The following is a 26,200-nucleotide window of genomic DNA, read 5'->3' on the forward strand; positions in this document are numbered from 1 at the left end:
TCGGGCATGCGTCCGCGGACCGGACCGACCCTGTCCCCAGCGCGGACCCGGGGATCCGCCTCGTGGTCCAGGAGGCACTGACCTGGATCGTCCAGCGCTACTGGGACGGCGGTGGAACCGGCGCGCCTGACGGTGATCGACGAGCCGTACGTGCGGCACTCCTCCGCCGGCACCCGGTCGCTGACCCGGGCCCCGTTCACGCGCGAGCTCCGCGGGTCCTGGCACGGCAGACGCGGGGCTCCCCCAGCTGCCGTGCGCCGTTCGGTGAGCGCACCGTCCTCGGGACGGTGCCCGGCGCTCGTGGGTCGCTTCCCGCAGGACATTACCGACGTCGCCGCCCGGCACGGGCGCACCACCGACCGCCCCGCCCGCCAGCCGTAGCGGAGAAGGGCTGCCCCGGGGTCAGCCGGGCGGCGTGATGCCGGCCGCCACCCGCTGCAGCACGCCCAGCAGCCAGTGGTGGCCGGGGTCCAGCTGCCGGCTGGGGTGCGACCACGCGGTCTCGATCACCGGGGGCAGCGCGACGGGGAGCTCGACCCACCGCAGGCCCTGTGCCGCCAGGTCTCCGGCGACCAGCTCGTGGGCCAGGACCAGCAGGTCGGTACCGGCCACCAGCCGGTGCAGCAACGTCAGGTTCTGCACCTTCACCGCGCTCCGCCGGTCGATGCCCAGCGCGGCCAGGGCGGCGTCCACCGGGGAGTTCATCGGCGGGTCGCGGAAGGACACGACCCACCGGGCGCCGCCGACCTGCTCCGGGGTGAGGCTGTCCCCCACCGACGTGTTGCCGGCCGAGGTGACGCAGATCCAGTGGTCCCGGTACAGCTCGACCGAGCTCAGCGTCGGCGCGGTGAACAGGCCCCGGGGCGCGATCATCACGTCGATGTCGCGCGCCGACGTGAGCGGATCGACGGCGAACCGGGGGTCGAGCGGCTGGAAGTCCAGGTTCACGTGCGGCGCCTCGGACATGACCTCCCGGACGATGCCCGGACCCAGCAGCGTCTGCACCGAGTCGGAGCACTGGACCACCCACTGCCGCTCCGAGGTCGCCGGGTCGAAGTCGGGCCGGGCGTTGAGCAGCAGCTCCAGTCGCTGGATGGTGTCGCTGACCTGGCTTCGCAGGGCGTGCGCGAGCGGGGTCAGCTCGTAGGTCGACCCGGTCCGCTCCAGCAGCGTGTCGTCGAAGTGCCGGCGGAGCCGGGCCAGGGCCGCGCTGGTCCCCGGCTGGCTCAGGCCCACCCGCTCACCGGCCCGGGTCACGTTCCGCTCCTCCAGCAGCGCGTGCAGGACGATCACCAGGTTCACGTCCAGGCTGGGCAGCTCCATGCGCTCTCCTCTCCGATCGTCGGTGACCGGTGTCGCGGGAGCGTAGAGGGACCGGCGGCCGTCGGTCGCCGGCCGGCCCGCGGTGCCCCCCGTCCGGGCGGGACGGCGCGCCGGGGTGACCTGCGTCATCCGCGGCGCGGATGACCGGCCATATCCAAGCGGCGTTTCCGCTGTGTGACCCCCGTCGCAGATGCTGGGCCCGCCCACTGGACGTGCTCGTCCGGCCGGGCGTCCACCGTCGGACACACGTGAGGGGCCCAGTCAGATGCACAGCGGAGCCGGCGTCCCGGAGATCGACCACGCGGGACCCTGGGCGGTGGCCCGGCTGCGGAACGGAGCCGGCCGGGAGTTCCCCGCGCTGGTCAGCCGGGACCGCGTCCTGGACCTGTCCGACCGCGCGGAGCTCGGCCACCCCACCGGCACCGGACCACTGCTCGACCGCTGGGACGACGTGCTGCCGCTGCTGCGCGAACTGGCGCTGACCACCGAGGGCTGGGCACCGCTGAGCGGGTTCACGGTGCTGAGCCCGGTCGAGCCCCGCCAGGTGTTCCAGGCCGGGGCCAACTACCGCACCCACGTCCTGGACCTGGTCGTCGCCCACCACGACGGCGCGGACGGCCGATCCCCCGAGCGGGTGCGCGCAGACGCCGCCGCCCACATGGACGAGCGCCTGGCGCTGCCGCCGTTCGTCTTCCAGGGGCTGCCCAGCGCGATCTGCGGCGCCCACGACGACGTCGTGCTCCCGCGGGACGGCGAGCAGCCGGACTGGGAGCTGGAGCTGGCCGCCGTCATCGGCCGGCGGGCCCGCCGGGTGCCCGTCGAGGACGCGCTGGACGTCGTCGCGGGCTGGACGATCGTCAACGACGTGACCCTGCGGGACAAGCTGTTCCGGAAGGACTCGGCGGCCCTCGGCGCCGACTGGCTGGCCGCCAAGAACGCCCCGACGTTCTCACCGACCGGGCCGGTGTTGGTGCCGCGCGAGGCGCTGCCCGACCCCGGCGACCTGCGCATCACCCTGCGCCTGAACGGCGACGTCATGCAGGACGAGTCGACGAAGGACATGGTCCACGACGTCGCCCGGATCGTGTCCTGGTGCTCGCAGGTCGCCACGCTCCAGCCGGGCGACCTCGTCCTCACCGGCAGCCCCGCCGGCAACGGCCTGGCCCACGGCCGGCTGCTGCGGGCCGGCGACGTCATGGACTCCACCATCACCGGCCTCGGCGCGCAGTCCAACCGCTGCGTCGACGAGGCCTGACCACCCAACGACCGCACCGAGAGAGGGCAGCCATGTCCGACCGGCTCATCACCCACCTGCGGCACGTCGACATCGCCGTGCCCGACTACGCGAAGCAGCGGCAGTTCTACACCGAGCTGTGGGGCCTCACCCCGGTCGCCGAGGACGGCGGCCTGGTGTACCTGGCCGCCGAAGGCTCTCCCGAGCAGTACGTCGTCCGGCTGCGCAAGGACGCCGACAAGCGGCTGGACCTCATCGCCTACGGCGCGGGCTCCCGGGAGGACGTCGACGCGATGGCCGCGCGGCTGGGATCGGCCGGCGTGCAGCTGGTCAGCGAGCCCGACGCCCTGCAGACCCTGGGCGGTGGCTACGGCTTCCGGTTCTTCGACTGCGACGGCCGCACGGTCGAGATCTCCACCGAGGTGGCGGACCGCCGGCACCGCCGGATCGAGGAGCGCGAGGCCATCCCGGTCCGCCTCTCGCACGTCGTCGTCAACTCCCCCGACACCGCGCGCACCGAGGCCTTCTACGCCCAGCACCTGGGCTTCGCGACGTCGGACAAGCTCACCCACCCCTTCGTCGGCGACCTGATGACCTTCATGCGGTGCAACCCGCAACACCACAGCTTCGCCGTGGCCAAGGCCCCGCACGCGTCGCTGCACCACATCTCCTTCGAGATGCGCGGCATCGACGAGTACATGCGCGGCACCGGCCGGCTGCTGCGCGCCGGCACCCGGATGATCTGGGGCCCCGGACGGCACCTGGCCGGCGACAACACGTTCAGCTACTTCATCGACCCGCACGGCAACACGATGGAGTACACGACCGAGCTCGAGCAGCTCGACGAGGACAGCTGGCACCCCAGCCTCTACGACGTCACCGACCTCGAGGTGCAGGACCAGTGGGGCACCGCCAACCCGTTCGACGAGCTGGTCGGCAAGGAGAGCTTCAACGACCCCGACCGCGGCGTCTTCGTCGCGCCCCCGGTCTGAGCGGGGGGCGACGGAGATGAGTGCAGTGCAGAAGGTCCTGGTCATCGGCGGCGGCGCGGCCGGCCTGGCCGCAGCCACCCTGCTGGCCGACGCCGGCGTCACGGTCGAGCTGGTCGAGGTGAAGCCGGAGGTCTCCGCGCTGGGATCGGGCATCACCCTGCAGTCCAACGCCCTGCGGGTGCTGCGCGAGGTCGGCATCCTCGACCAGTGCCTCGTCGAGGGCGCCGACTCGACGCAGCTGCGGCTGCGGGCACCCGACCCCGCGGCGACCGTGCTGGCGACGATGGGCGGGGAGGCCCCGCAGAGCGCGGACGCTGACCACCTGCCGAACGCCATCGGCATGTACCGGCCGACGCTGGCGGCGCTGCTCGCCGACCGCGCGACCGACGCGGGCGTCACCTTCCGCTTCGCCACCACGGTGGCGGAGCTGGTGCAGGACGAGCACGGCGTGGACGTCATCCTCAGCGACGGCAGCGCGCACCGGTACGACCTGGTGGTTGCCGCGGACGGCGTGCGCTCCCCCACCCGGGCGCTGCTCGGCGTCGAGCTCGAGACCCGCCCGCTGGGCATGGGCATCTGGCGGGTGTTCGCGCCGCGGCCGGCCGACGTCCCGACCGGCGAGCTGTACTACGGCGGCCGCTGCTACATCGCCGGGTACACGCCCACGTCGGCGGACATGCTCTACGCGTTCCTGGTCGAGGACGCCCAGGACCGCTCCACGGTCACCCCGGAGGAGAAGGTCGCCATCGTCCGCGATCTCGCCGCGCACTACGGCGGTCCCTGGCAGGAGATCCGCGAGTCGGTCAAGGACCCCGACGCCATCCACTACACGCTCTTCGAGGAGCACCTGCTGCCCGCGCCGTGGAACCGCGGCCGGGTGGTGTTCATCGGGGACGCCACGCACGTCTGCCCGCCGACGTTCGCCCAGGGCGCGGCGCTGGCGCTGGAGGACGCGATGGTGCTCAGCGAGCTGCTGCTGGCCGCGCCGGCGGTCGACGCCGACCTGTGGGACCGGTTCCACGAGCGCCGGCTCGCGCGGGTCCAGACGGTGGTCGAAGGCTCGGTGACCCTGGCCCGCTGGCAGCACGAGCACGTGCAGGGCGACCTGCCGGGGCTGATGGGACGGGTCCAGGGCGTGATCGCGCAGCCCGCCTGACCCGCCCCGCAGCACCCACCACACCCGAGGAGAGTCAGTGCCGACATCCCCACCCCCACCCACCATCGACGTGCACGCGCACGTCGCCCTCCCCCAGGTCGACGCCCTGCTCGACGGCCGGCCCGGCCTGGCCGACCAGCGGCGCGCCGACGCCGCGACGCTGGGACCGGCGTCCCTGCAGTACAACATCGGCCAGCTCGCCCAGCTGATGCCCCGGCTGACCGGCCTGGACCTGCGGCTGGCCGCGATGGACGCCGCCCGGGTCGACCTGCAGGTCGTCAGCCCCATGCCGGCACCGGCGCACTGGGCCGACCGCGAACTGGCCGACCGGTTCGTCACGACGACGAACGAGGGGGTCCGGGCGTACTGCGACCAGGCCCCCGACCGCCTGCTGCCGATCGGCACGGCCTCGCTGCACGAGCCCGACCTGGCAGTCGAGCAGCTGCGCACCGGTGTCCAGGACCTGGGGCTGCGCGGGGTGCAGATCTCCACCTCCGCCGGCCCCGGCCGCGAGTTGGACCACCCCTCGCTGGCGGAGTTCTGGGCCGCCGCCGAGGAGCTGGGCACGGCGGTGCTCATCCACCCCTGGGGCTGCACGCTCGGTGAGCGGCTGGACGCCTACTACCTGTTCAACACCGTGGGCAACCCCACGGAGACCGCGCTCGCGCTGTCCCGGATCGTCTTCTCCGGGCTCCTGGAGCGCCACCCGCAGCTGCGAATCTGGTCCGCGCACGGCGGCGGGTACCTGGGCAGCTACGCCGTCCGGGCCGACCACGCCTGGCGGGCCCGCGGCGACGCCCGGACCACCTCGCTGCCGCCGAGCGAGCTGCTGCGCCGCACCTGGGTCGACTCCCTGGTCTACGACGCCGAGCAGCTGCGGCACCTGGTCGCGGTGATGGGCCCGACCCAGGTGACCCTGGGCAGCGACTTCCCCTTCGACATGGGGGTCGAGAACCCCGTCGACCGGCTCGAGGCGGCCGGGTTCGACGCCGCCACCACCCAGGCCGTGAGCGGCGGCAACGCCGCCCGGCTGCTGGGTCTCGACGTGCGGCAGCCCGAGGAGGCAACCCGATGAGGATCGCGCGGCACGCAACGGGCGGGCAGCCACGGCTGGCCGTCGTCGACGGCGAGGAGCTGGTCGGCCTCACCCCGGGGGTGGAGCTGCCGGCGTTGATCGGCACCGCGGGCCGCCTGGCCGAGGCGGCCGACGCCGCCCTGCGGTCCCGGGCGGACGTCGTCGGGCTGGCGGGGGCCGAGCTGCTCGCGCCGCTCGCGCCGCCGACCTTCCGCGACTTCTCCACCTTCTACGAGCACGCCAACGGCATCTCCCGCAACGGCGACCCCGCGGGCGGCGTGGCCCCGGAGTTCTTCGAGATCCCCACCTTCTACTTCTCCAACCCCTACGCGATCGACGGCCCGTACGCCGACGTGCCGGTGCCGCCGGGCTGCGAGCTGTTCGACTTCGAGCTCGAGGTGGGCGCGGTGATCGGCGCGGCCGGCCGGGACATCGCGGTCGAGGACGCGGCCGAGCACATCGCCGGGTTCGTCGTCGTCAACGACTTCTCCGCCCGCGACGTGCAGTTCCACGAGATGCGCATGCGGCTGGGCCCGGCCAAGGGCAAGGACGGCAGCACGACCCTCGGGCAGTTCTTCCTCACCCCGGACGAGCTGGCGCCGCACCGGTCGGGGCCCTCCTACGACCTGCGGATGGAGGTCCGGGTCAACGACGAGCTCATCGGCGGGGACACCCTGGCCAACATGGCGTGGACCTTCGAGGCCCTGGTCGCCTACGCCTCGCGCGGCGCCGACGTCCGGCCGGGCGACCTACTGGGCTCGGGCACCTGCCAGAACGGCTGCCTCGCCGAGCTGTGGGGGCGGCACGGCCGCGACCACCTGCCACCGCTGCGCCCCGGCGACGTCGTCACGACATCGGTCGAGGGCCTGGGCGGCACCCGCAACCGCGTCGTGGCCGGGGCCGCCCGTCACCCGATCACCCCCTGGCGGACGGCATGAGCGCCCACCACGCGATCGACCGGCTGGCCGTCGGGCCCGGCCGCGCCGAGGAGGTCGCCGACGGCGTCTTCGCCTTCGTCCAGCCGGACGGCAGCTGGATGATCAACAACGCCGGCTTCATCGTCGGCCGCGACAGGGTGAGCGTGATCGACGCCGCCTCCACCGAGCGGCGCACCCGCGACCTGCTGGGGGCGGTCGCGCAGCACAGCCCCGCGCCGGTGCGGACGCTGGTCAACACCCACAGCCATCCCGACCACACCGCGGGCAACTCGCTGTTCACCGGGGCCACGATCGTCGCCCACGAGGACGCCCGCCGGGAGGTGCTGGCGCTCGGGCAGGTCGGCAACGGGCCGATCTGGTCGCCCGTCGACTACGGCGACCTGTCGCTGGCGCCGCCGTTCCTGACCTTCCGCGACCGGGTCACGCTGTGGTCGGACGACCTGGAGTGCCAGGTCGTGCACTGCGGCGGGCCGGCGCACACCACCAACGACGTCGTGGTCTGGATCCCGGACCGCTCGGTGCTCTTCGCCGGCGACCTGCTGTTCAACGGGGGCACGCCGTTCCTGCTCTCCGGGTCGGTCCTGGGCGCCATCGACGTCCTGGAGCGCTTCGTCCGGCCGCTGGGGGCGCGCACGATCGTGCCCGGCCACGGCGCGGTCATCGGGCCGGAGGTCATCGACGACGTGCTGGCCTACCTGCGCTTCGTGGAGACCCTGGCCCGGGAAGGGCTGGCCGCCGGCGTCACCCCGCTGGAGCTGGCCCGGGCCACCGACCTGGGACGTTTCGCCGAGCTCGGCGACCCCGAGCGCATCGTGGGCAACCTGCACCGCGCCTACGCCGACCTCGCCGGCGCTCCCGGGGAACGGGGCCGGCCGTTGGACGTGATGGCCGCGCTGCAGGACATGGTCGCCTTCAACGGCGGCCGGCCGCTCACCTGCCTCGCCTGAGCCGACCCGGCTGCCCCCGGGCCGCGCCGACCCGGCGCGGCCCGGCCGCGCCGTGCGAGCCGGCAGCGGCCCTTCCCGGGCGGCTGCCGGCTCCCTGCGGGCTGCCCGCGGCCCGGCCGGTCATCCGCCGCGCTGATGGCGGGCCATATCCGAACGGCGTTTCCGGACGCCACCCCACGGTCCCCATGCTGAGCCCCGGTGTAGCCCGGGTCACACCGCCGGGATCACGCCCCTACCGAATGGAGGTCGCAGGTGCACACGATGCCGTCGGCACCCGTCCACCGCAGCCCCGCTCCCGCCGCGCCGGCGGCCGAGCCGACGCTGGCCATGGTCTCGGTGTCCAAGAGCTTCGGCCCGGCCCGCGTGCTCGACGACGTCACCCTGGCCCTGCACCCCGGCGAGGTGCACGGGCTGGTCGGCCAGAACGGCTCGGGCAAGTCGACGCTGATCAAGGTGCTGTCCGGGGTGCACCGGGCCGACGCCGGCTCCGTCGTCAGCGGCGGGGAGAGCCACCCCCTCCCGCTCAGCGTGGCGCAGCTCGACGCCCTCGGCGTGGCCTTCGTGCACCAGGACCTGGGGCTGGTCGAGAGCCAGAGCGTGCTGGACAACGTCCGGGTGGGCCGCTACCGCCGCGGCCGGTTCTCCCGGCGGGTGCGCCGCGACCTGGAGGCGCAGTCCGTCGCCGCATCGCTGGCCCGGTTGCGCTCCGACATCGACCCGCACGCGCTGGTGTCCACCCTGCCGCCCGCGGACCGGGCCCTGGTGGCCATCGCCCGCGCCCTGCAGAACGGCGGCGACGGCGGGGTGCTGGTCTTCGACGAGTCCACCCAGTCCCTGCCCCGCGAGGTGCTGACCGGCTTCTACGCGACGGTGCGGGAGCTCGCGGCCGCCGGGTGCGCGATCCTGCTGGTCAGCCACCAGCTCGACGAGGTCATCGCCCTCACCGACCGGGTCACGGTGCTCAAGGACGGGCGGGTGGCGGCGGCCGGCATCCCGACCGCGCGGACCAGCCGCCGGGAGATCACCCGGCTGATGCTCGGCGCCGATGCCGACACCCAGGCCCTGCACGACGCCGTCCCCACCCGGCCCGGCACGGCCGTGCTGCAACTGCGCGGCGTGACCTCGCCGACCCTGCACGCACTGGACCTGACCGTCCGCGCCGGCGAGGTCGTCGGAGTGACCGGCACGACCGGAGCCGGGCACGACGAGCTGCCCTACGTGTTGGCCGGGGTCAGCGCCGGCCGGGGCAACGTCCGGGTCGAGGGCGAGCAGATCGACCTGGCCGGCGCCGACCCCCGGGTACTGCTCGACGCCGGTGTGGCCCTGGTCCCGCAGGGCCGGGCACAGCAGGGCCTCGCCGTGTCGATGAGCGCGCAGGACAACCTGTCCCTGCCCCGGGTGCGGGCCCGCAGCGGGCGCTGGCGGGTGACCTCCCACTGGCAGCGCGAGGAGTTCGCCTGGGTGGTCGAGCACCTCGGCATCGCACCCCCGCGGGGCGACCTCCTCGTGGCCGCGCTGAGCGGGGGCAACCAGCAGAAGCTGCTGCTCGGCAAGTGGCTGGTCGCCGGGCCGAGCGTGCTGGTGCTGCACGAGCCCACCCAGGCCGTCGACGTCGGCGCCCGCCGGGACATCCTGCGCAGCATCCGCGAGGCCGCCGCCGCCGGCGCGGCCGTCCTCGTCTCCTCCATCGACAACGAGGACCTCGCCACCGTCTGCGACCGCGTCCTCGTCCTGGACGGCGGGACGGTGACCCGCGAGCTGCGGGCACCGCTGACCGCCGACCAGGTCCTCGACGCCGTCTTCCACTCCGAGAGCACGACGTCCGGGACCACGACGTCCGGCACCAGGACCTCCGAGACCATCACCGAAGGGCAGTCCGCATGAGCACGTCCGTCTCCGCAGCCGACCGTTCCGGCACCGACCGCCCCGACGGCGTGGACGCCGCCCGCCCCGCCTCGGGCCCCGGTGCCCCGGCCCCGGCCGGCCCCCGGGCACGTGCCGGTCGCCGGGTGTCCGGCGGCGACCTCCTCCGCCGCTGGGCGGTGGTCGGACTGTGGGCCGCCATGGCCGCGGTCTTCGCCCTGGTCAACCCTGATCTGTTCCTGCGCGAGGGCACGTTCAACATCATCTTCGGCGCGAACGGCCAGCTGGTGTTCCTCTGCATGGCCGTGCTGGCCCCGTTCTGCGTGGGCGAGTTCGACTTCTCGGTGGCCGGCGTGATGGGCATGACCGGCGTGACGGTGACCGTCATGTACGCCCAGCAGGGCTGGAGCCTGCCGGCCGCGGTGGCCTTCGCCCTGCTCCTGGGGGCTCTCGCCGGTGCGCTGAACGGCGTCATCGTCGTCGTCCTGGGCGTGGACCCGATCATCACCACGCTCGGCGTGGCCACCGCCCTGCAGGGCGTCGCGCTGTGGATCTCCGGGATGAGCACGGTGACCGGGCTGCCGGTGTCCTTCGGCGAGATCGTCACCGACCGGTTCCTGGGGATGCCGCTGTTCTTCTGGTACGGCGTCGCCCTCACGCTGGCGTTCGCCTACGTCCTGCACGTCACCCCGCTGGGCCGACACATGGCGTTCGTCGGCGCCAACCGCGAGGTCGCCCGGCTGGCCGGGATCCGGGTCGACCGGATGCGGTTCGGGGCCTTCACCTTCTCCGGCACCATCGCCGGGCTCGCCGGGGTGCTGCTGGCCGCCAACATCGGCGGCTTCGACCCGACCAGCTCCGGCATCCAGCTCCTCCCCGCGCTGGCGGCCACCTTCCTCGGCACGGCGATCCTCTTCCCCGGCCGGTTCAACCCGCTCGGCACCTGGATCGCGGTGTTCTTCCTGGCCACCGGGATCGTCGGGCTGCAGCTGCTCGGCCTCACCGGCTGGATCAGCGACGTCTTCTTCGGCGGCTCGCTCGTCGTCGCGGTGACCGTGTCGACGCTGCTGCGTCGGCGCCGGGCCCGGTTCTGACGCTCCTCCCCACCCCTCCCGCACCTCCACTCGAAGGGAACCCCCATGTCGACACGTCCTCGCCACACCGCCGTGGTCCGAGGCCTCACCGCCCTCACCTGCGCCGGGACGCTGCTGCTGACGGCCGGCTGCTCGTCGGCCGACGAGCCGGACACCGCGGCGGCCGCGGACGGCTCGGGCACCAGCGCCCCCACCGCGGACGTCAACAGCGAGGCCCTCGCGACGGTGGAGGCCAACCTCGCCGTCCCGGAGCCGTTCACCGCCCCCGGGCCCGCACTCGAGGGCGTCGACCAGGTCGCGGGGAAGAAGCTGCTCTACATCCCCATCTCACTGCAGATCCCGGCGTTCCAGTCGGTCTTCGCGGCGGTGCAGGAGGCCACCGGCGAGGTGGGCATGGAAGCCAGCTCCTGCGACGGCAAGTTCAACCCGGCCGGCGTGGCGGCCTGCATCAACCAGGCCCTCGCCCAGGAGGTCGACGTCGTCGTGCTCGAGCAGATCCCGCTCGGTCTCGCCGCGCAGGGCGTCGCCCAGCTCCAGGAGGCCGGCATCTCGATCCTGGTCAGCGGGCAGGAAGCCGCTCCCGGGACCGCGGAGCTGGCCTACCTCGCCACCGGTGGCGACCAGATCATCACCGACATGGCCGACTGGGTGACCGTCGACTCCGGTGGCGAGGCCAACGTGCTCGTCGTCGCGCAGGTGGACAGCCCGCAGCAGCGGGCCTACATCGACGAGGGGCTCCTCCCCCGGTTCGAGGAGGTGTGCCCCGACTGCACCACGACGGTGATCACCACGACGGCGTCCCAGCTGTCGCAGCTCGGCACCCAGGTCAGCACCGCCCTGCTGCAGGACCCGGAGATCGACTACGTCGTCTCGGAGTTCGACGCCAACGTCAGCTACGTCCTGCAGGGGCTGCAGAACGCGCCCACCGGCGGCGACGTGAAGGTGGTCAGCGCCATCGGCGACATCGCGTCGCTCGAGCGGGTCGCCTCGGGCCAGCAGGCCTACGACGCCCTCGGCAGCGACCGCTGGGCGGGCTGGGCGGTCACCGACCAGGTGCTGCGGATGCTGACCGGCGCCGAGCCGCTGGAGAGCTCCATCGGCCCCAGCCGGGCGTTCGACTCCTCCAACATCGACTCGGTCGAGGTGGACCAGGCCAGCTTCGACGACGAGTCGCTGTGGGGCGGGGACACCTACACCGAGGTGTACCGCGAGCTGTGGGGTCTCTCCTGATCTTCCACCCCCTGCCGGTCGCCCGGGTGGAGCGGCTGGGCCCGGATGCGGCGGCCGTCACCTTCGAGGTGGCGGCCGCCGTCCGGCACCGCTTCGCCTTCCGCGCCGGTCAGTGGGTCGCCGTGCGCGCCCGGCTGGACGGTGCGGAGCTGCGCCGGTCGTACTCCGTCTGTGCGCCGCCAGGTGGTCCGCTCCGGATCGGGGTGCGCGAGCGCCCCGGGGGCGGGCGGGTGTCCTCCTGGCTCGTACGCGGGCTGGCGGTCGGTGACGTGGTCGAGGTCGGCGAACCGGCCGGTGCCTTCGGTGCGGGCGCCCCGGGCGGCGAGGCCCTCTTCGTGGCCGCCGGGGCGGGGATCACCCCCGTGCTGTCGGTCGTCGCCGGCCGGCTGCGGGACCCGCGGGCCCGGATCCGGCTGGTCCAGGTCGACCGCACACCGGCGAGCCGGATGTTCGCCGCCGAGGTCGACCAGCTCCTGGCGGAGCACCCCGGACGGCTCTCCCTGACCCACATGTGGACCCGGACGCCGGGCGGCGGCCGCCCGTCGGCCGACGACTGGCGCCGGCTGCTCGCGGCGGACGGACCGCTGTCGCGGCTGACCGGCGTGTGGCTGTGCGGGCCGGAGGGGCTGATCGGTGCACTCCGGCCGGTGCTGGCCTCGCTCGGGGTGCCGCACCGCCGGGTGCACACCGAGCTGTTCGACGTCGCGCCGACCGTGGTGGCTCCGGTGACGGGGACGAGCACGGTGCGGGTGCTGTCCGGCGGTGCGGCGGTCAGCACGACCGTCCCCCGGTCGACCTGGCTGCTGGACGCGGCGCGCGGCCTCGGCGCCGACGTGCCGTTCTCCTGCCTGGGCGGCATGTGCGGGATCTGCCGGGCCCGGGTGGTGGACGGCGAGGTGGAGATGGTGACCAACCACCAGCTCAGCGCGGCCGAGGTGGCCGCGGGGCACGTGCTCACCTGCCGGACCCGCCCGCTGAGCGCCTCGGTGACCGTGGACGTCGGCTCGTGAGCAGGCGCCCCGACCGGGTGCGGTCGGCCTGGTGGCGCGACCGGTGGGCGCGGCACCTGGTGGCGTCGCTGCAGCGGCGACTGGAGACGGAGGCGTGCGCCCACGACGGGCGCTCCCTCTGCCCGGTCTGCCAGCTCGCCACCGGCGTCGGCTTCCTCCCGGCCCCGCCGACGGTGCCACACCCGGCGGCGGCTGAGCCGGCCGGTCCCCGTCGCCGTGCCGCCGTCGTGGCACGGCGACGGCCACGAGAGGATCGCTCCCGATGAGCGAGAGCGAGCGGCCCGCCGTCCGGACGAAGCTGAGCTTCCTGGACCCGCGGTCCACCCTGCTGCGGCAGTTCATCGCCCCCGGGGCCCGGACGTCCACCGTCCGCAGCGAGCAGCACCCCGTGACCATCCGGAACGGCCGCCCGGTCCAGCGATCCTTCGCCCTCGACGTGCACGGGTTCACGATCGTCGACCACCGCAGCGCGGTCACCGACTTCGCCGACCCGGCCCAGCTGGGATCCGTCTACGTCCCCGAGGTCTGCCGGTTCGTGCAGGAGCAGCTGGGCGCCGACCAGGTCCTCTCGCGGGGCTGGGAGCTGCGCCGCTCGGTCTCCCCGGCCGAGCACGGCGCGCAGCCGCCGGCCGGCGGGGTGCACGTCGACTACGCGCCCGACCACGTGCCGGGCATGGTGGGGCGGGCCTACGCACGTCACTTCCCGGACGGCCCCGGTTACCGGCGGGCGGTCGTCACCAGCACCTGGCGGGTGTTCAGCCCGCCACCCCAGGACTGGCCGCTCGCGCTCTGCGACGTCCGCACGATCTCCGCGGACGACGGCGCGCCGGTCAGCACGTACTTCGTCGACGAGCTGCCCGATGACCCGTTCGGTCCGGTCGACGACCTGAAGCCGGTGGGCAGCAGCTGGAAGACCTGCCACGACCCCGCGCAGGAGTGGTGGTACTTCCCCGGGATGACCCGGGACGAGGTGCTGCTGATCAAGCTGGGCGACACCGACCGCGGCGCCGCGTGGGCGGCACCGCACTCCGCGTTCCCGGATCCCGCCGGGCAGGGCGGGGCGCCCCGGCACAGCATCGAGCTCCGCACCTTCGCCTACTTCACCTGAGGCTTCCCCGAGCCCGAGCCCGAGCCCGAGCCCGGCCCGGCGTCCGCTAGCTCGGTCGCGGGGCCGCGCACCTCCGGCGACGTGCTTCCCGCCCCGGCCAGCTCGTCGGCGGGTCGGGGCGCGACACTGGGATCTTCGGACGAGCGCCCCCGGCCGGCCACCAGGACAGGCCACGGGGACGGCAGGGGCCCTGCGGGCCGAGGGACGAGCGGGCAGGAGTCGTGGATCGGATGAGCAAGCGCCTGGAGGAGCTGGCCTGGAGCTCCACGCCGATCGGTGAGCTCAGCCTCCGCCGGCGACGGGATCCGGTGACCGGTTCCGACGTGTTCGAGATCAAGCTGGGCGACGAGTTCCTGATGTCGTCGCTGTTCACGGTCGCCGAGGTGGAGGTCGCCCGGCTGGCCCTGGCGCGGCTGGACGGCGACCGGCTCGACGTGGCGGTCGGCGGGCTCGGGCTCGGCTACACCGCGGAGACGGTGCTGGCCGATCCGCGCGTCCAGGACCTCGTGGTGGTCGATCTGCTGGAGCCGGTCATCGACTGGCACCGGCAGGGGCTGCTGCCGGTGGGGCACCTCGTCGCCGAGGACCCCCGGTGCCGGTTGGTGCAGGGCGACTTCTTCGCGATGGTCGCCGGCGACGGCCTGGACCCGGCCACCCCCGGGCGGACCTTCGACGCCGTCGTCGTGGACATCGACCACTCCCCCCGGCACCTGCTCGACGAGGACAACGCGCCGTTCTACCGCCCCGCCGGCATGGCGCGCCTGTCCGCGCTCCTGCGGCCCAATGGGGTCTTCTCGCTGTGGTCGAACGACCCACCCGACGAGGAGTACCTGGCGGCGCTGTCCGCCGTCTTCGCCGACGTCGAGGCGCAGGTGATCGACTTCCCCAACCCGCTCCAGGAGCGGGTGGCCACCAACACGGTCTACCTGGCCACCGCCCGGGACTGAACCACGGCGGCGGCACCGGGCTCACCCGGGCCGCCTCCTCGCCCCGGAGGCCACCGCCCCGGAGGCCACCCGACCGGCACCGCCACGGCGAGCGGCGTCGTCCGGCCCGGGCCGCCTCGCTGGTGCCCGTCCCCGGGTGAGGACGGGGACGGGACCCTCAGATGAACGGCACCACCACGGCCACGGTGAACACCCCCAGGCCCAGCGCGAGGTACCGGTAGTTGCGGTACCACGGCTTGTCCCGGAGCTCCGCGGACTCCTCCCGCCAAGTGCTCCGGTCGAAGACCACCCCGGCGATCTCCTCGGCGGGCCGCGGCTCGGTGACCAGCGAGATGCCGACCAGGCTGACCACGCTGAGCAGGAACATGATCCCGGTGGCGTAGAGGAACTGGACGCCGTGCAGGTCGAAGATCTCCCCGGTCACGAAGCCGACCAGCCCGAGCGGGATGACGACCACGAAGGTCCAGAAGGCCGCCCGCGGGGTGGCACGCTTCCAGAAGATCCCGCCGAGCAGCACCGCGACCAGCGGCATGGTCACGTAGCCGAGGAACGACTGGAAGTACTGGACGAGCGTGTCGAACGACAGGATCACCGGCGCCCACGCCACGGCGACCACCATCAGGATCCCGACCAGGATGCGGCTCATCCGGAGCAGTTGCTTCTCGCTGTACTCCTTGTCGCGGGTCTTGACGAAGTCGTTGATGACCAGGCTGGCGGCACCGTTGAGCACCGAGTCCAGCGTGGACATCAGGGCGGCGAGCAACGCGGCGACGACGAGGCCACGCAGGCCGATGGGGATGTACTCGAAGATCAGCGACGGCCAGGCGAGGTCGGGGTTCTCCAGGTCCGGGAAGACGTCCCGGGCGAGGATCCCGGGGAAGATCAGCAGCACCAGCAGCGGCAGCTGCATGAACCCGGCGAACAGGGCACCCCAGCGACCGTGGTCGAGGTTCTTCGCCGCGAGCACCCGCTGGACGACGACGTGGTTGGCGACCCAGACGTAGAAGCCCAGCCAGATCGCTCCGGTGAAGATGCCCGGCCAGGGCAGGAAGTCGTCGTCGGGCGGCGGGGCGATGGTGAAGCCGTCCTCCGGCGCGAGCTCGGGGATCGCCGACCACCGGTAGTCGAACTCCCCGAAGACCAGCACGAAGATGACGCCGGCCGCCACGAAGAGCAGCACGCCCTGGATGGTGTCGGTGATCATCACCGCTCGGAGCCCACCGAGGATGACGTACACGCCACCGAGCAGGGCGATCGCGATGACGTGGACCATCAGCGGCACGTCGGGGAACAGCAGGTTGAGCACCAGTGCGCCGGCGAACATGCCGCCGGCGGAGTCGATGAGCATCCCGGTGAGCACCGTGAAGCCCGAGAAGGCGTACCGCGAGCGCCGGTCGTACCGCTTCTCCAGGAACTCGGGAACGGTGCTGATCTTGGACTGCAGGTAGATCGGCAGGATGAGCACGGCGAACACCAGCAGCACCAGCGTGGCCATCCACTCGAAGTTCCACACCGCGATGCCGCTGTCGTAACCGGCGCCGGCCAGCCCGAGGAACTGGGTGCCGGAGAAGTTGGTGACGATCAGCGAGAAGCCGACCAGCGGCCACACCATGCCGCGTCCGGCGAGGAAGAAGTCGTCCGAGTCCCCGGTCCGCCGGGCCACCCAGAACCCGATCGCGAGGATCATGACCACGTAGGCGCCGATCACCACGAGGTCGACGGTCGCCAGCTCGAACTCAGGCACGACAGTTCCCCCCTCACGCTCCGTTGCGCGTCCTCACGGTGGCGCAGCCGTCGCCCCCGCGCGACTCGGAACGCCCGGCTTCGCTGCGCACCGGAACCAGCTCGGCTGGTGAGTGGCCGGCCCCGACGGACAGCGTCGTCGCGGCGCCGGGCAGCCGGCCCGCGGACGCCGTCCACGGGCCCGGACCGGCCGCCCTGGGCCGCGCGTGCGGGACGGACTGGCGCCGGGGTCTAGCGCCCCGCGCCCAGCTGCGGGGCCAGCGAGCCACCTGCCGCGCGGTCACCCGGCACGTCGTGCACCACGCCGGCGCTCCCGCCGCCCCGCCGTTCGGACTCCGCGGCCGCGAGCAGCAGCCCACCGGGCAGGAACTCGATCCCGGTCGCCGCGCCGATCTCCGGGGTCTCGGTGAACGTGTGCCCGAGCGCCGCCAGCTGCTCCCCGTGGGCCGCGAGGAACGCCGGCTCGGCCACGACCGACTCCGTGTTGCGCTGGGTGGCGCGGGGGGCGGCGATCGCCTCGGCGAGGTCCATGTTCCGGTCGATCCGGTTGACCAGCGTCTGCAGCACCGTGGTGATGATCGTGCTGCCACCCGGCGAGCCCAGCGCCAGCACGGGCTCCCCGTCGTGCAGCACGATCGTCGGCGCCATGCTGCTGCGCGGGCGCTTGCCGGGCGCCGGCAGGTTCGGCTCGGGCACGGTCGGGTCGGCGGCGGCGAAGGTGAAGTCGGTGAGCTCGTTGTTCAGCAGGAAGCCGCGGCCGGGCACGGTGATCCCGCTGCCGCCGGTCTGCTCGATGGTCAGCGTGTAGCTGGCGATGTTGCCGGCCGCGTCACCGACGGTCAGGTGCGTGGTGCTCGGCCCCTCCGCACCGCCGGCACCGGCGGCGGCGTCCTCGGCGGGGCACGGTCCGTACTCCCCGTCGGGGTCACCGGCCGGGACGGGCTTGGTCGACGCCCGCGCGGGGTCGATGGCGCAGGCCCGCTCGGCAGCGAACCCCGGGTCCAGCAGCTCGGCCAGCGGCACCTGGCTGTAGGCCGGGTCGCCGACGTAGGTGTTCCGGTCGGCGAACGCCAGCGCGCTGGCCTCCAGGTAGGTGTGCAGCACCGGGGCGTCGGGCAGGGAGCTGAGCCGGAACAGGTCCAGGACGTTCAGCGCCTCCCCCACCGTCGACCCGCCGCTGGAGGGCGGCGCCATGCCGTACACCTCCAGGCCGCGGTAGTCGACCCGGGTCGGCTCGCGCCGTGGGGCGTCGTACCGCGCCAGGTCCTCCTCGGCGAGCAGCCCGGCCCGCACCTCGGCGGCGCCGTCGGCCTCCGGCGGGTCCTGCGCGGTGCGCACGACCTCACCCGCCAGCTCACCGGCGTAGAACGCGGCCACGCCCTCGGTGGCCAGCAGTTCGTAGGTGCCCGCCAGGCCGGGGTTGCGGAACACCGAACCGACCTCCGGGGGCGCGCCGCCAGGCAGGAAGAGGTCGGCGGAGGCGGCGAAGCGCGCGAACTTCTCCTGGTTCTCCGCGGTCTGCTCCCGGAAGGTCTCGTCGACGACGAAGCCCTCCCGGGCCAGCCTGGTGCCACCCGCCAGCGCCTCGCCCAGCGAGAGCGTGCCGAACTGCTCCAGCGCGCGGGCCCAGGTCAGCGGCGTACCGGGGGTTCCGACCGACAGTCCGCTCTGCACCGCCTCCGCGAAGGGCAGCGGCGCCCCCTCCTCGTCGAGGAAGGCGCCGGCCCCCATCGCGAGCGGCGCGGTCTCCCGGCCGTCGATGGTCGACACCGTGCGACTGGCGGCGTCGTAGTAGACGAAGAACCCACCGCCGCCGACCCCGGCCGAGTACGGCTCGGTCACCCCGAGTGCGGCTGCCGCGGCGACCGCGGCGTCGGCGGCATTGCCGCCGTCGGCCAGCACCTCCAGGCCGACGCGGGTCGCGTCCGGGTCGACCGTGGCGACGGCGCCGCCGGTGCCGACCGCCAGCGGCTGCCGGTCCGGGACGGGGGCGGCCGCCGCCGGGGCGAGGGGGCCGCCGAGGACCAGCCCGGCGGTGAGCCCGGTGAGGGCCAGGAGGGTGGACCGTCGTCGTGGCATGGGAGCTCCTCGGGTCGCCAGCGGGCGCCCCCACTGGACACCCGCGGCCCGACCCGGGCAACCACAGAGGGGCACGCCCCGGCGTGTCCGCGGCGACCCGCCACGAACCGACCCCGCGACCGCTTCGACCGTCTCCGGCCGGACCGGTCAGGCCCGTACGTGCGGCGTCCGGCGGCGGGCGAAGAAGCGCTCGACCCGGCGCCACCGGTTCGGTGTCTTCTCCGGGTCCAGCACCTCGGTCTCGGCGAGCGACCGGTCGACCGGACCGAGCTCGGGCGGCTCGAAGGGCACCAGCGAGCGGCCGGTCGGCCGGCGCAGCCGCTCGACGCCGCGCACCAGCGAACCGGTGTCGGCGATCGCGGCCGCCACCTCGTCCGGGTGGCACCCCAGGTGCTCGGCGAGCAGCCGGTCCCGGAAACCGGTGATGGTGGCGGCCACCTCCTCGGCCCCCGGCTCGCCCGCCACCGCCTCGATCGCCAGGTCGCACTCGGTGTCCAGCCCCATCGACCGGTTGTTCAGGTTGCTGGACCCCAGGCGCAGCAACCGGTCGTCGACGACGGTCACCTTGGCGTGCACGTAGATGTCCTCGCGCTGCTCGGTGACCGGCGTGTAGAGCCGGAACCGGTCGTGCACGTCGGCGTCGTCCAGCAGCTGCAGGGTCCGGGCCCGCGCGGTGCCCATCGCCTTCTCCGAGAGCCAGCCATCGGCCACCCGGGGGTTGACCACCACGAACTCCGGGCCGTCGGGCTCCCGCAGCCGCGCCGCGATCGCCTCGGCGATCCGCAGGTTGGCGAAGTACTGGCTCTCCACGTAGACCGTCCGGCGTGCCGCGGCGATCGTCGCCAGCCACAGCAGCTCGATCTCGTGCACCAGCTCCGTGCCGCCGTGCTCCGGCCGGGTGCGGGAGACCGCGACGTCGACGTCGGTGAACAGCGGCTCGATCTCGGCGGGCCAGCAGTCCCGCTCCTCGGCCAGCGGCTCGAGCTGCTCCCCGGTACCGCTCCGCCACCGCTCGCGGGCGAGCTCGGCGACCGCCCGCGCGGCGGGCCCGGTCAGCATGCTGGTCGCGTCGTGCCACGGCCCGGTCGGCCGGCCGTCGCCGCGACCGGGGGCCGGCCGACGCCGGTGCGGGTTGACGTCCGCGTGGTCGGAGGTGTCCCAGCGGTCGGCGGTGACGTCGATGCCGCCGGCGAAGGCCAGGCAGTCGTCGATCACCACGATCTTCTGGTGGTGCGCGCCCCCGACCGGGTGGTGGGTGTCGACGGCGAGGGTGAGCCGGTCGGGCGCGCGCCGGTCGAGGAGGACGATCGGCTGCAGCCCGCGACCGAGCGCGCGCAGCATGCCCAGGTCCCACTGCAGGACCTTGATCTCCAGGTCGGGGTTCGCGCGCACCGCCCCCTCGAGGACGTCCCCGAGCCGGTCCTCCTCGGGCCGGCCGCCGTCGACCGGGTCGAGCCGGATGCGCGGGTCGAAGTCCCAGCCGATGAACAGCACCCGCCGCTCGGCCCGCAGCACCGCCTTCTTCAGGGTGGCGAAGTAGCCGGCCGCGTCGACGAAGACCGCGAACCGGGTGGCCCGGTCGATCCGCCAGCAGGTCTCGCCGGGGATCAGCATCGCGGCGCTCTGCTCCGTCGCACCGTCGCCGCGCAACGCGGACTGCCCGGGACCGGTGCCGGGCTCGGTCGTGGTCTGGCCGGGGTCCGTCACCCCCGCAGTGTGCCCGCCTCCGGGGCCGTCCCGATCACGGGACCGGATCGGCGCGTCGGACGCGCCCTTCGGCGGCCGGCTCGGGCGGGACCGACTCCGGGCCAGTGAGACTCCCGGGCCGGAGCCGTCGGACACCGTCGCCCTCCCGGCAGCCCGCAGCGGCCGGGCGTGATCGAGGTGACGGAATGGCCGCGCCGGCGACCGACGCTGCCCGTGGCATGAGCGTCAGCAAGAGCGCAGTGACCGCCGTTCCCCTGCACCCTCTCCTCGCGGAGCGGTGGAGCCCCCGCGGGCTGGACGCCGGCCACGAGCTCGGCGACGACCAGCTGGCCGCGCTGCTGGAGGCCGCCCGCTGGGCACCGAGCGCGAGCAACACCCAGCCGTGGCGGTTCGCGGTGACCCGCCGGGGCACCGCCGGCTTCGCCTCCGTGCGCGACGCCCTGGCCCCGGGCAACCAGTTGTGGGCGCACGCGGCGTCCGTGCTCGTCGTCGTGGCGGCGGAGACCGCCGGGGCGGACGGCCGTCCCCGCCCGTGGGCGGCCTACGACACCGGCCAGGCGGTCGCGCACCTGAACGTGCAGGCCCAGCACGAGGGCCTCGTGGTCCACCAGCTCGGCGGCTTCGACCGCGACCGGGTCGCCGCGCTGCTCCAGCTGCCGGGCACCGTCGAGCCGCTCGTCGTCCTCACCGTCGGCCGCCGGGACGACGCGGCCGAGCTGCCCGAGGCGCTGGCGGCCCGGGAGCGCGCTCCGCGGGAGCGGCTGCCGGTCGAGTCCCTGCTGCTGCCGCTCCCCGCGGAGCTGGCCGACGACCTGGCCGACGACCTGGCCTGAGGCCAGCAGCTCCAGGCACGGCGGCCGCTCCGGCATGGTGCCCCCGGTCGCCGATCTCACCCGGACGCGGAGGTCCTCCTCCTGGTCCGCTGCCTCCCGCCCCCGGCGTCACCGGCGCGTGCTCGACATGCGCAGGCGGGTGACGGCTCATCGGGCCGGGTGCGGCTGAGGCCACCAGGATCGCCGACGGGTTGAGGCTGTCGACGACGGCCAGGCCCAGCACGGGCAGGAGCACGGTCATCTGCCCGCCCTGGGTACGGGGTGGCCGGGCCGGGCCGGCGTGAGGCTGGTGCGGGCCAGGAGGTGGACTGTCGACGCGGCATGCGGCTCCTCCGGCCGTCCGCAGGCGGGCAGTGCCATCCGACCCTAGGAGCCACGCCGCACCGGTGGGCGGGTCGCGGCCTCTCTGATCGCGCCGCATTCGCCTCGGACGTACCGGTGCAGGTGGGCGCTGTGGTCCGCCGTTCCGGACCGGTTGTCGACGGCCCCCGCACCCGGCCATCGCACGGGAACACGCCGGAAACGTCGGTCTCGTAGCTTGCGGCCGGTGACCCACCCCGTCCTCCAGCCCGGGCGCGGCCCGATCCGCGCGGCCACCTACCTCTCCTCGGTACCGGAGCACGTGCTGTGGGGCCGGTTGCCGTGCGAGCAGGACGCGCCGGTGCTGACCGTCGACCCGGGCACCGAGGTCACCGTGGACACGGTGAGCCACGAGGGCATCCTGGAGGACCAGGGGCGCGACCCGGCGGCCTTCTTCGGCCGGCACGGCGCCGACGACGTGCTCGACGACGCGATCGCGCTGGCGCGCAGCGAGGCGCCGCACCGGTTCGGGGTCGATGGGCCGCACGTGGTCAGCCGGCCGATCGAGGTCGACGGCGCCCGGGTCGGTGACCTGCTGGCGGTCACCGTCCTCGACGCCACCCCGCGGGTGCCGTACGGCGTCATCTCCAACCGGCACGGCCGTGGCGCCCTCGCCGGGGAGTACCCCCGCGACGCGGAAGCGCTGTACTGCGCGTTCGCCACCGTCGACGACGAGGGCACGCACGGCCTGCTGCCGCTGACCGAGGGCAGCGAGCGGACGGTCCGGTTCCCGCTGCGCCCGTTCCTGGGGATCATGGGCGTCGCCGTCCCGGGTAGCGAGCGACCGCACTCGGTGCCGCCGGGCCGGCACGGCGGCAATCTCGACATCGCCCTGCTGACGGCCGGCAGCACGCTGTACCTCCCGATCCAGGTCGACGGTGCGCTCGCCTGCGTCGGTGACCCGCACTTCGCCCAGGGCGACGGCGAGGTCAGCCTGACCGCCATGGAGGCCAGCCTGCGCGCGACCCTCCGGTTCGACGTCGTCGCGCGGGAGGACGCGCTGGCCCGGTTCGGCGAGCTGGCCGGCCCGCTCGCGGAGACCGCCGAGTTCCTGGTGCCCACCGGCCTGGACGAGGACCTCGACCGTGCCGTGCAGGACTGCGTGCGGGCGGCGATCGCGCTGCTGCAGGCCCGGTTCGGGATGGACCCTCGGCTGGCCTACGCCTACCTGTCCGCCGCCACGGACTTCCGGATCAGCCAGGTGGTCGACGTGGTGAAGGGCGTGCACGCCACCATCCGGAAGGCGGACTTCGCGTGACCGCCCCCGCTCCGCCGGGCCTGCTGGACGCGGTCCGCGCCTACGAGGCGGCGCTCATGGCCGACGACGTCGCCACGCTGGACCGGCTGTTCGCCCCGGGGCCGGCCACGCTGCGCGCGGACTCCGCCGGCGTCCTCGTCGGGCACGACCGGATCGCCGCCTTCCGCGCGGCCCGTGGCGGGGCGCCGCAGCGCACCCTGGCGGAGCTGCACGTCCAGGTGATCGACGACGACCACGCCGTCGTCGTCGCGGTCACCGAGCTGGCCCGGGGCGGGCGGGGGCTGCAGACCCAGCTCTGGGCGCGGTCCACCGGCGGAGCCGGGCACGGCGGCTGGCAGGTCACCGCCGCCCACGTGTCCGTGCCGCCACCGGCGCTGGACACCCGGATCTGGCGGGTCGTCGGTGATCCGCTCGTCCCGCCGGCGGGCGAGGGCCCGCTGACCGGGCAGACCGTCGCGGTCAAGGACCTCTACGCGGTCGCCGGCCATCCCGTCGGCGCCGGCAATCCGGCCTGGCTGGCGGAAGCTCCGCCGGAGCCGGCGCACGCGACCGCCGTCGCCCGGCTGCTCGACGCCGGCGCGGCGGTCCGGGGCATCGCGCGCACCGACGAGTTCGCCTACTCGCTGGCCGGCGCCAACGCGCACTCCGGCACCCCGCCGAACCCGGCCGCGCCGCACCGCCTGCCGGGTGGCTCCACCAGCGGCAGCGCGACCGCCGTCGGTCTGGGTCACGCCACGATCGGCCTGGGCACCGACACCGGCGGGTCGATCCGCGTACCCGCCGCTTACCAGGGGCTGTACGGCATCCGCACGACCTCCGGCGCCGTCGACCGCACCGGCCTGCTGCCGCTCGCCCCGGACTTCGACGCGGTGGGCTGGCTGACCCGGTCCGCAGCCCTGCTGCAGGCGGCGGGCGACGTGCTGTTGCCGTCCGGGTCGCCGGGCGGCAGCGACGACCTGGTCTTCGTGCCCGGGCTGCTCGACCTCGCCGAGCCGGACGTCACCGAGGCGGTGCACGCCTGGCTGGCGGCTACCGGCGCCACGGAGGTCGACGCGCGGATCGAGGACCTGGACGAGTGGCGCGTGGCCTTCCAGACCTGGCAGGCGTACCAGGCCTGGGCGGCCCACGGCCGCTGGCTCGACGGCCGGCTGGAGGTCCTCGGCGCCGACGTGCGGTCCCGGTTCGCGCACGCCGCGACCGTCGACGCCGGCACCGCTGCCCGGGCCCGCGCGGTGCTGGACGCGGCCCGCGCGCAGGTGCGCGAGCTGGTCGGTGACCGGGTGCTGGTGCTGCCCAGCGCGCCGTCGGTCGCGCCGCCGACCTCCACCGGCACGACGCCGGAGAACCGCAACGCCACCATGCGGCTGACCTGCCTGGCCGGCATCGCCGGGCTGCCGGCGGTCAGCATCCCCACCCGCACCAGCGAGGGGCTCCCCGCCGGGGTCTGCCTGGTGGCCGCGGCCGGGCGGGACCGGGACCTGCTCGCCTGGGCTGTCCATCACGCTCGAGCCACCCAGGACACACAACGCTGAAACGGACGCAACGCGGGTGAAACCGCGGTTTCCTACGTTCGCCGGGTGCACCTCGCCGAGTTCGACGACCTGCCGGCCGCCGACGCGGCGGCGCTGGTCCGGCAGTGCGCCGACGTCCCCTCGTTCGTCTCCACCCTCGTGGCGGGACGGCCGTACGCCGACGTCGGCGCACTGCTCACCGCAGCCCGCGCACACGCGGCCACCTGGACCGACGACGAGGTGACGGCCGCCCTGGCCGACCACCCGCGCATCGGCGAGCGGTCCACCGGCACCGGTCCGGCCGACGCCCGGTCGGACCGCGAGCAGGCCGGGGTCGACCCGGCCGACGCCGACCTGCAGCGGCGCCTCGCCGAGGGCAACCGGCGCTACGAGGAACGGTTCGGCCGGATCTACCTGGTCCGCGCCGCGGGACGCACCGGCCCGGAGCTGCTGGACCTCCTCGAGCAGCGCCTCGGCAACGACCCCGCGACCGAGCTCGCGGTGACGCGCGCCCAGCTGGCCGAGATCGCGCTGCTCCGCCTGGAAGGACTCCTCACCCCGTGAGCACCTTCAGCACGCACGTCCTCGACGCCGTCCTCGGCCGGCCCGCGGCCGGTGTCGACCTCGTCCTGACGCTGCCCGACGGCAGCACCCGCACCGGCCGGACCGACGCCGACGGGCGCCACCGGCCGGATGCCGACCTGCCGGCCGGCGTGCACACCGTCCGGTTCGCGACCGGCGCGTGGTTCTCCGCGCAGCAGCGCGAGACCTTCCACCCCGAGGTGACCGTCGCCTTCACCGTCACCCCGGGCGAGCACCACCACGTCGCCGTGCTGCTGAGCCCGTTCGCCTACACCACCTACCGGGGGTCCTGATGAGCAACTCCTACGTGCTGGGCCCCAACCAGTACGGCAAGGCCGAGTGCCGGCTGGTCCGGATCGACCGGGACACCCCCGTGCACGCGATCGCCGACCTGAACGTCAGCACCCAGCTGCGCGGCGACTTCGCCCCGGCCTACACCGACGGCGACAACGGGCACGTCCACGCCACCGACACGCAGAAGAACACCGTCTACGCGCTGGCCAAGGAGCACGGCGTCGGCTCCCTCGAGGCGTTCCTGCTGCTCCTCGCCGGCCACTGGCGCGGCCAGCCCTGGGTGACCGGCACGCAGATGTCCGCCGAGCAGTACGCCTGGGAGCGCATCGGCGGCGGTACGGGCGGCGCGGGGCACTCCTTCGCCCGGACCGGCCGGGAGACGCGCACCGCGGTGGTGCAGACCGACGGCGACGAGACCTTCGTGCTCGGTGGGCTGACCGGCCTGGTCGTGCTGAAGAGCACCGGCAGCGAGTTCTCCGGCTTCCCGCGCGACCGGTTCACCACCCTCGCCGAGACCGACGACCGGATCCTGGCCACCAGCGTCACCGCCTGGTGGCGGTACACCAGCACCGCCCTCGACTGGAACGCCGCCTCCGCCGCGATCCGCACCGCGATGGTCGACGCCTTCGCCGGCACCCACAGCCTGGCGCTGCAGCAGACCATCCACGCCATGGGCGCCGCGGCGCTGGACGCCGTCCCCGAGGTCGCGGAGCTGCGGATCAGCTGCCCGAACAAGCACCACTTCGAGGTCGACCTGACGCCGTTCGGGATGACCAACGGCGGTGAGGTCTTCCTCGCCGCCGACCGGCCCTACGGGCTGATCCAGGCCACCGTCCAGCGGGCGGGCGCGCCCGCCGAACCCCGCGCCTGGGCCGGCGTCCCGGCATTCGCGTGAGCGGAACGGCTCAGGCAACGC

At 74.3% G+C, this 26,200-nt stretch carries 22 protein-coding genes; 18 read left to right on the forward strand and 4 right to left on the reverse strand.

The genetic code is table 11. The features are described from left to right. Positions 1–402 precede the first annotated feature (402 nt). Entirely contained in the window at positions 403–1,323 is a 921-nt protein-coding gene (locus ACI79A_RS06535; protein ID WP_457081184.1) for a LysR family transcriptional regulator, read from the reverse strand. A gap of 265 nt (positions 1,324–1,588) precedes the next feature. Here ACI79A_RS06535 and ACI79A_RS06540 point away from each other — a divergent pair, with 265 nt between their 5' ends. The 12 genes from ACI79A_RS06540 to ACI79A_RS06595 all read left to right on the forward strand — a co-directional run bounded on the left by ACI79A_RS06540 (position 1,589) and on the right by ACI79A_RS06595 (position 14,917). Next, positions 1,589–2,578: a fumarylacetoacetate hydrolase family protein gene (locus ACI79A_RS06540; protein WP_457081186.1), complete on the forward strand. Its 990-nt coding sequence runs from the start codon at positions 1,589–1,591 to the stop codon at positions 2,576–2,578. Positions 2,579–2,610: 32 nt separating this feature from the next. Next, positions 2,611–3,549, forward strand: coding sequence for a VOC family protein (locus ACI79A_RS06545; RefSeq protein WP_457081188.1), 939 nt, complete (start codon positions 2,611–2,613; stop codon positions 3,547–3,549). A gap of 16 nt (positions 3,550–3,565) precedes the next feature. After that, on the forward strand, positions 3,566–4,705 hold the full coding sequence (locus tag ACI79A_RS06550) for an FAD-dependent monooxygenase (protein ID WP_457081190.1): 1,140 nt from the start codon (positions 3,566–3,568) through the stop codon (positions 4,703–4,705). A gap of 37 nt (positions 4,706–4,742) precedes the next feature. Next, a complete protein-coding gene (locus ACI79A_RS06555) occupies positions 4,743–5,780 on the forward strand; it encodes an amidohydrolase family protein (protein WP_457081192.1) in 1,038 nt (345 codons plus the stop codon). Continuing rightward, positions 5,777–6,718 carry a fumarylacetoacetate hydrolase family protein gene (locus tag ACI79A_RS06560; protein ID WP_457081194.1) on the forward strand — a complete coding sequence of 314 codons (942 nt, stop codon included), beginning with the start codon at positions 5,777–5,779 and terminating at the stop codon, positions 6,716–6,718. The genes ACI79A_RS06555 and ACI79A_RS06560 overlap by 4 nt, the downstream gene beginning before the upstream one ends. Then, the gene (locus ACI79A_RS06565; RefSeq protein WP_457081196.1) at positions 6,715–7,665 is read left to right on the forward strand and encodes an MBL fold metallo-hydrolase; all 951 of its coding nucleotides are present in this window, start codon (positions 6,715–6,717) and stop codon (positions 7,663–7,665) included. Before ACI79A_RS06560 ends, ACI79A_RS06565 begins: the two co-directional genes overlap by 4 nt. A 261-nt stretch (positions 7,666–7,926) precedes the next feature. Continuing rightward, positions 7,927–9,549: a sugar ABC transporter ATP-binding protein gene (locus ACI79A_RS06570; protein WP_457081198.1), complete on the forward strand. Its 1,623-nt coding sequence runs from the start codon at positions 7,927–7,929 to the stop codon at positions 9,547–9,549. Next, positions 9,546–10,622, forward strand: a complete 1,077-nt coding sequence (locus ACI79A_RS06575) for an ABC transporter permease (protein ID WP_457081200.1) — start codon at positions 9,546–9,548, stop codon at positions 10,620–10,622. Before ACI79A_RS06570 ends, ACI79A_RS06575 begins: the two co-directional genes overlap by 4 nt. A 45-nt stretch (positions 10,623–10,667) precedes the next feature. Further along, positions 10,668–11,852: a sugar ABC transporter substrate-binding protein gene (locus tag ACI79A_RS06580; protein WP_457081203.1), complete on the forward strand. Its 1,185-nt coding sequence runs from the start codon at positions 10,668–10,670 to the stop codon at positions 11,850–11,852. Further along, positions 11,837–12,862 (forward strand): 2Fe-2S iron-sulfur cluster-binding protein, encoded by a 1,026-nt coding sequence (locus ACI79A_RS06585; protein ID WP_457081205.1) that lies wholly within the window; start codon positions 11,837–11,839, stop codon positions 12,860–12,862. The genes ACI79A_RS06580 and ACI79A_RS06585 overlap by 16 nt, the downstream gene beginning before the upstream one ends. Before the next feature lie 262 nt (positions 12,863–13,124). Beyond that, a complete protein-coding gene (locus tag ACI79A_RS06590; protein ID WP_457081207.1) occupies positions 13,125–13,970 on the forward strand; it encodes a CmcJ/NvfI family oxidoreductase in 846 nt (281 codons plus the stop codon). 230 nt (positions 13,971–14,200) lie between these two features. Next, positions 14,201–14,917, forward strand: a complete 717-nt coding sequence (locus ACI79A_RS06595; RefSeq protein WP_457081209.1) for a spermine/spermidine synthase domain-containing protein — start codon at positions 14,201–14,203, stop codon at positions 14,915–14,917. A 157-nt stretch (positions 14,918–15,074) separates the two neighbouring features. Here ACI79A_RS06595 and ACI79A_RS06600 read toward each other — a convergent pair whose 3' ends face one another. From ACI79A_RS06600 to ACI79A_RS06610, 3 genes are all read right to left on the reverse strand, one after another. Beyond that, positions 15,075–16,661, reverse strand: a complete 1,587-nt coding sequence (locus ACI79A_RS06600; protein ID WP_457081211.1) for a sodium:solute symporter family transporter — start codon at positions 16,659–16,661, stop codon at positions 15,075–15,077. Between the two features lie 230 nt (positions 16,662–16,891). Next, positions 16,892–18,739: a gamma-glutamyltransferase gene (ggt, locus tag ACI79A_RS06605; protein ID WP_457081214.1), complete on the reverse strand. Its 1,848-nt coding sequence runs from the start codon at positions 18,737–18,739 to the stop codon at positions 16,892–16,894. A gap of 147 nt (positions 18,740–18,886) precedes the next feature. Then, positions 18,887–20,446 carry a phospholipase D-like domain-containing protein gene (locus ACI79A_RS06610; protein WP_457081216.1) on the reverse strand — a complete coding sequence of 520 codons (1,560 nt, stop codon included), beginning with the start codon at positions 20,444–20,446 and terminating at the stop codon, positions 18,887–18,889. 218 nt (positions 20,447–20,664) lie between these two features. Between ACI79A_RS06610 and ACI79A_RS06615 the strand changes: the two genes are divergently transcribed. The 6 genes from ACI79A_RS06615 (at position 20,665) to pucL (ending at position 26,179) form a co-directional block, all read left to right on the forward strand. Continuing rightward, the gene (locus ACI79A_RS06615; RefSeq protein ID WP_457081218.1) at positions 20,665–21,279 is read left to right on the forward strand and encodes a nitroreductase family protein; all 615 of its coding nucleotides are present in this window, start codon (positions 20,665–20,667) and stop codon (positions 21,277–21,279) included. Between the two features lie 547 nt (positions 21,280–21,826). Then, positions 21,827–22,897 (forward strand): acetamidase/formamidase family protein, encoded by a 1,071-nt coding sequence (locus tag ACI79A_RS06620; RefSeq protein ID WP_457081220.1) that lies wholly within the window; start codon positions 21,827–21,829, stop codon positions 22,895–22,897. Continuing rightward, positions 22,894–24,429 carry an AtzH-like domain-containing protein gene (locus tag ACI79A_RS06625; protein ID WP_457081222.1) on the forward strand — a complete coding sequence of 512 codons (1,536 nt, stop codon included), beginning with the start codon at positions 22,894–22,896 and terminating at the stop codon, positions 24,427–24,429. The genes ACI79A_RS06620 and ACI79A_RS06625 overlap by 4 nt, the downstream gene beginning before the upstream one ends. Positions 24,430–24,474: 45 nt before the next feature. After that, positions 24,475–24,972 carry a 2-oxo-4-hydroxy-4-carboxy-5-ureidoimidazoline decarboxylase gene (gene uraD, locus ACI79A_RS06630; RefSeq protein WP_457081224.1) on the forward strand — a complete coding sequence of 166 codons (498 nt, stop codon included), beginning with the start codon at positions 24,475–24,477 and terminating at the stop codon, positions 24,970–24,972. After that, positions 24,969–25,283: a hydroxyisourate hydrolase gene (uraH, locus tag ACI79A_RS06635; RefSeq protein WP_457081226.1), complete on the forward strand. Its 315-nt coding sequence runs from the start codon at positions 24,969–24,971 to the stop codon at positions 25,281–25,283. Before uraD ends, uraH begins: the two co-directional genes overlap by 4 nt. Then, entirely contained in the window at positions 25,283–26,179 is an 897-nt protein-coding gene (gene pucL, locus ACI79A_RS06640) for a factor-independent urate hydroxylase (protein WP_457081228.1), read from the forward strand. The genes uraH and pucL overlap by 1 nt, the downstream gene beginning before the upstream one ends. The last annotated feature ends 21 nt before the right edge of the window (positions 26,180–26,200 follow it).

It is taken from the genome of Modestobacter sp. SYSU DS0657, assembly GCF_054050925.1.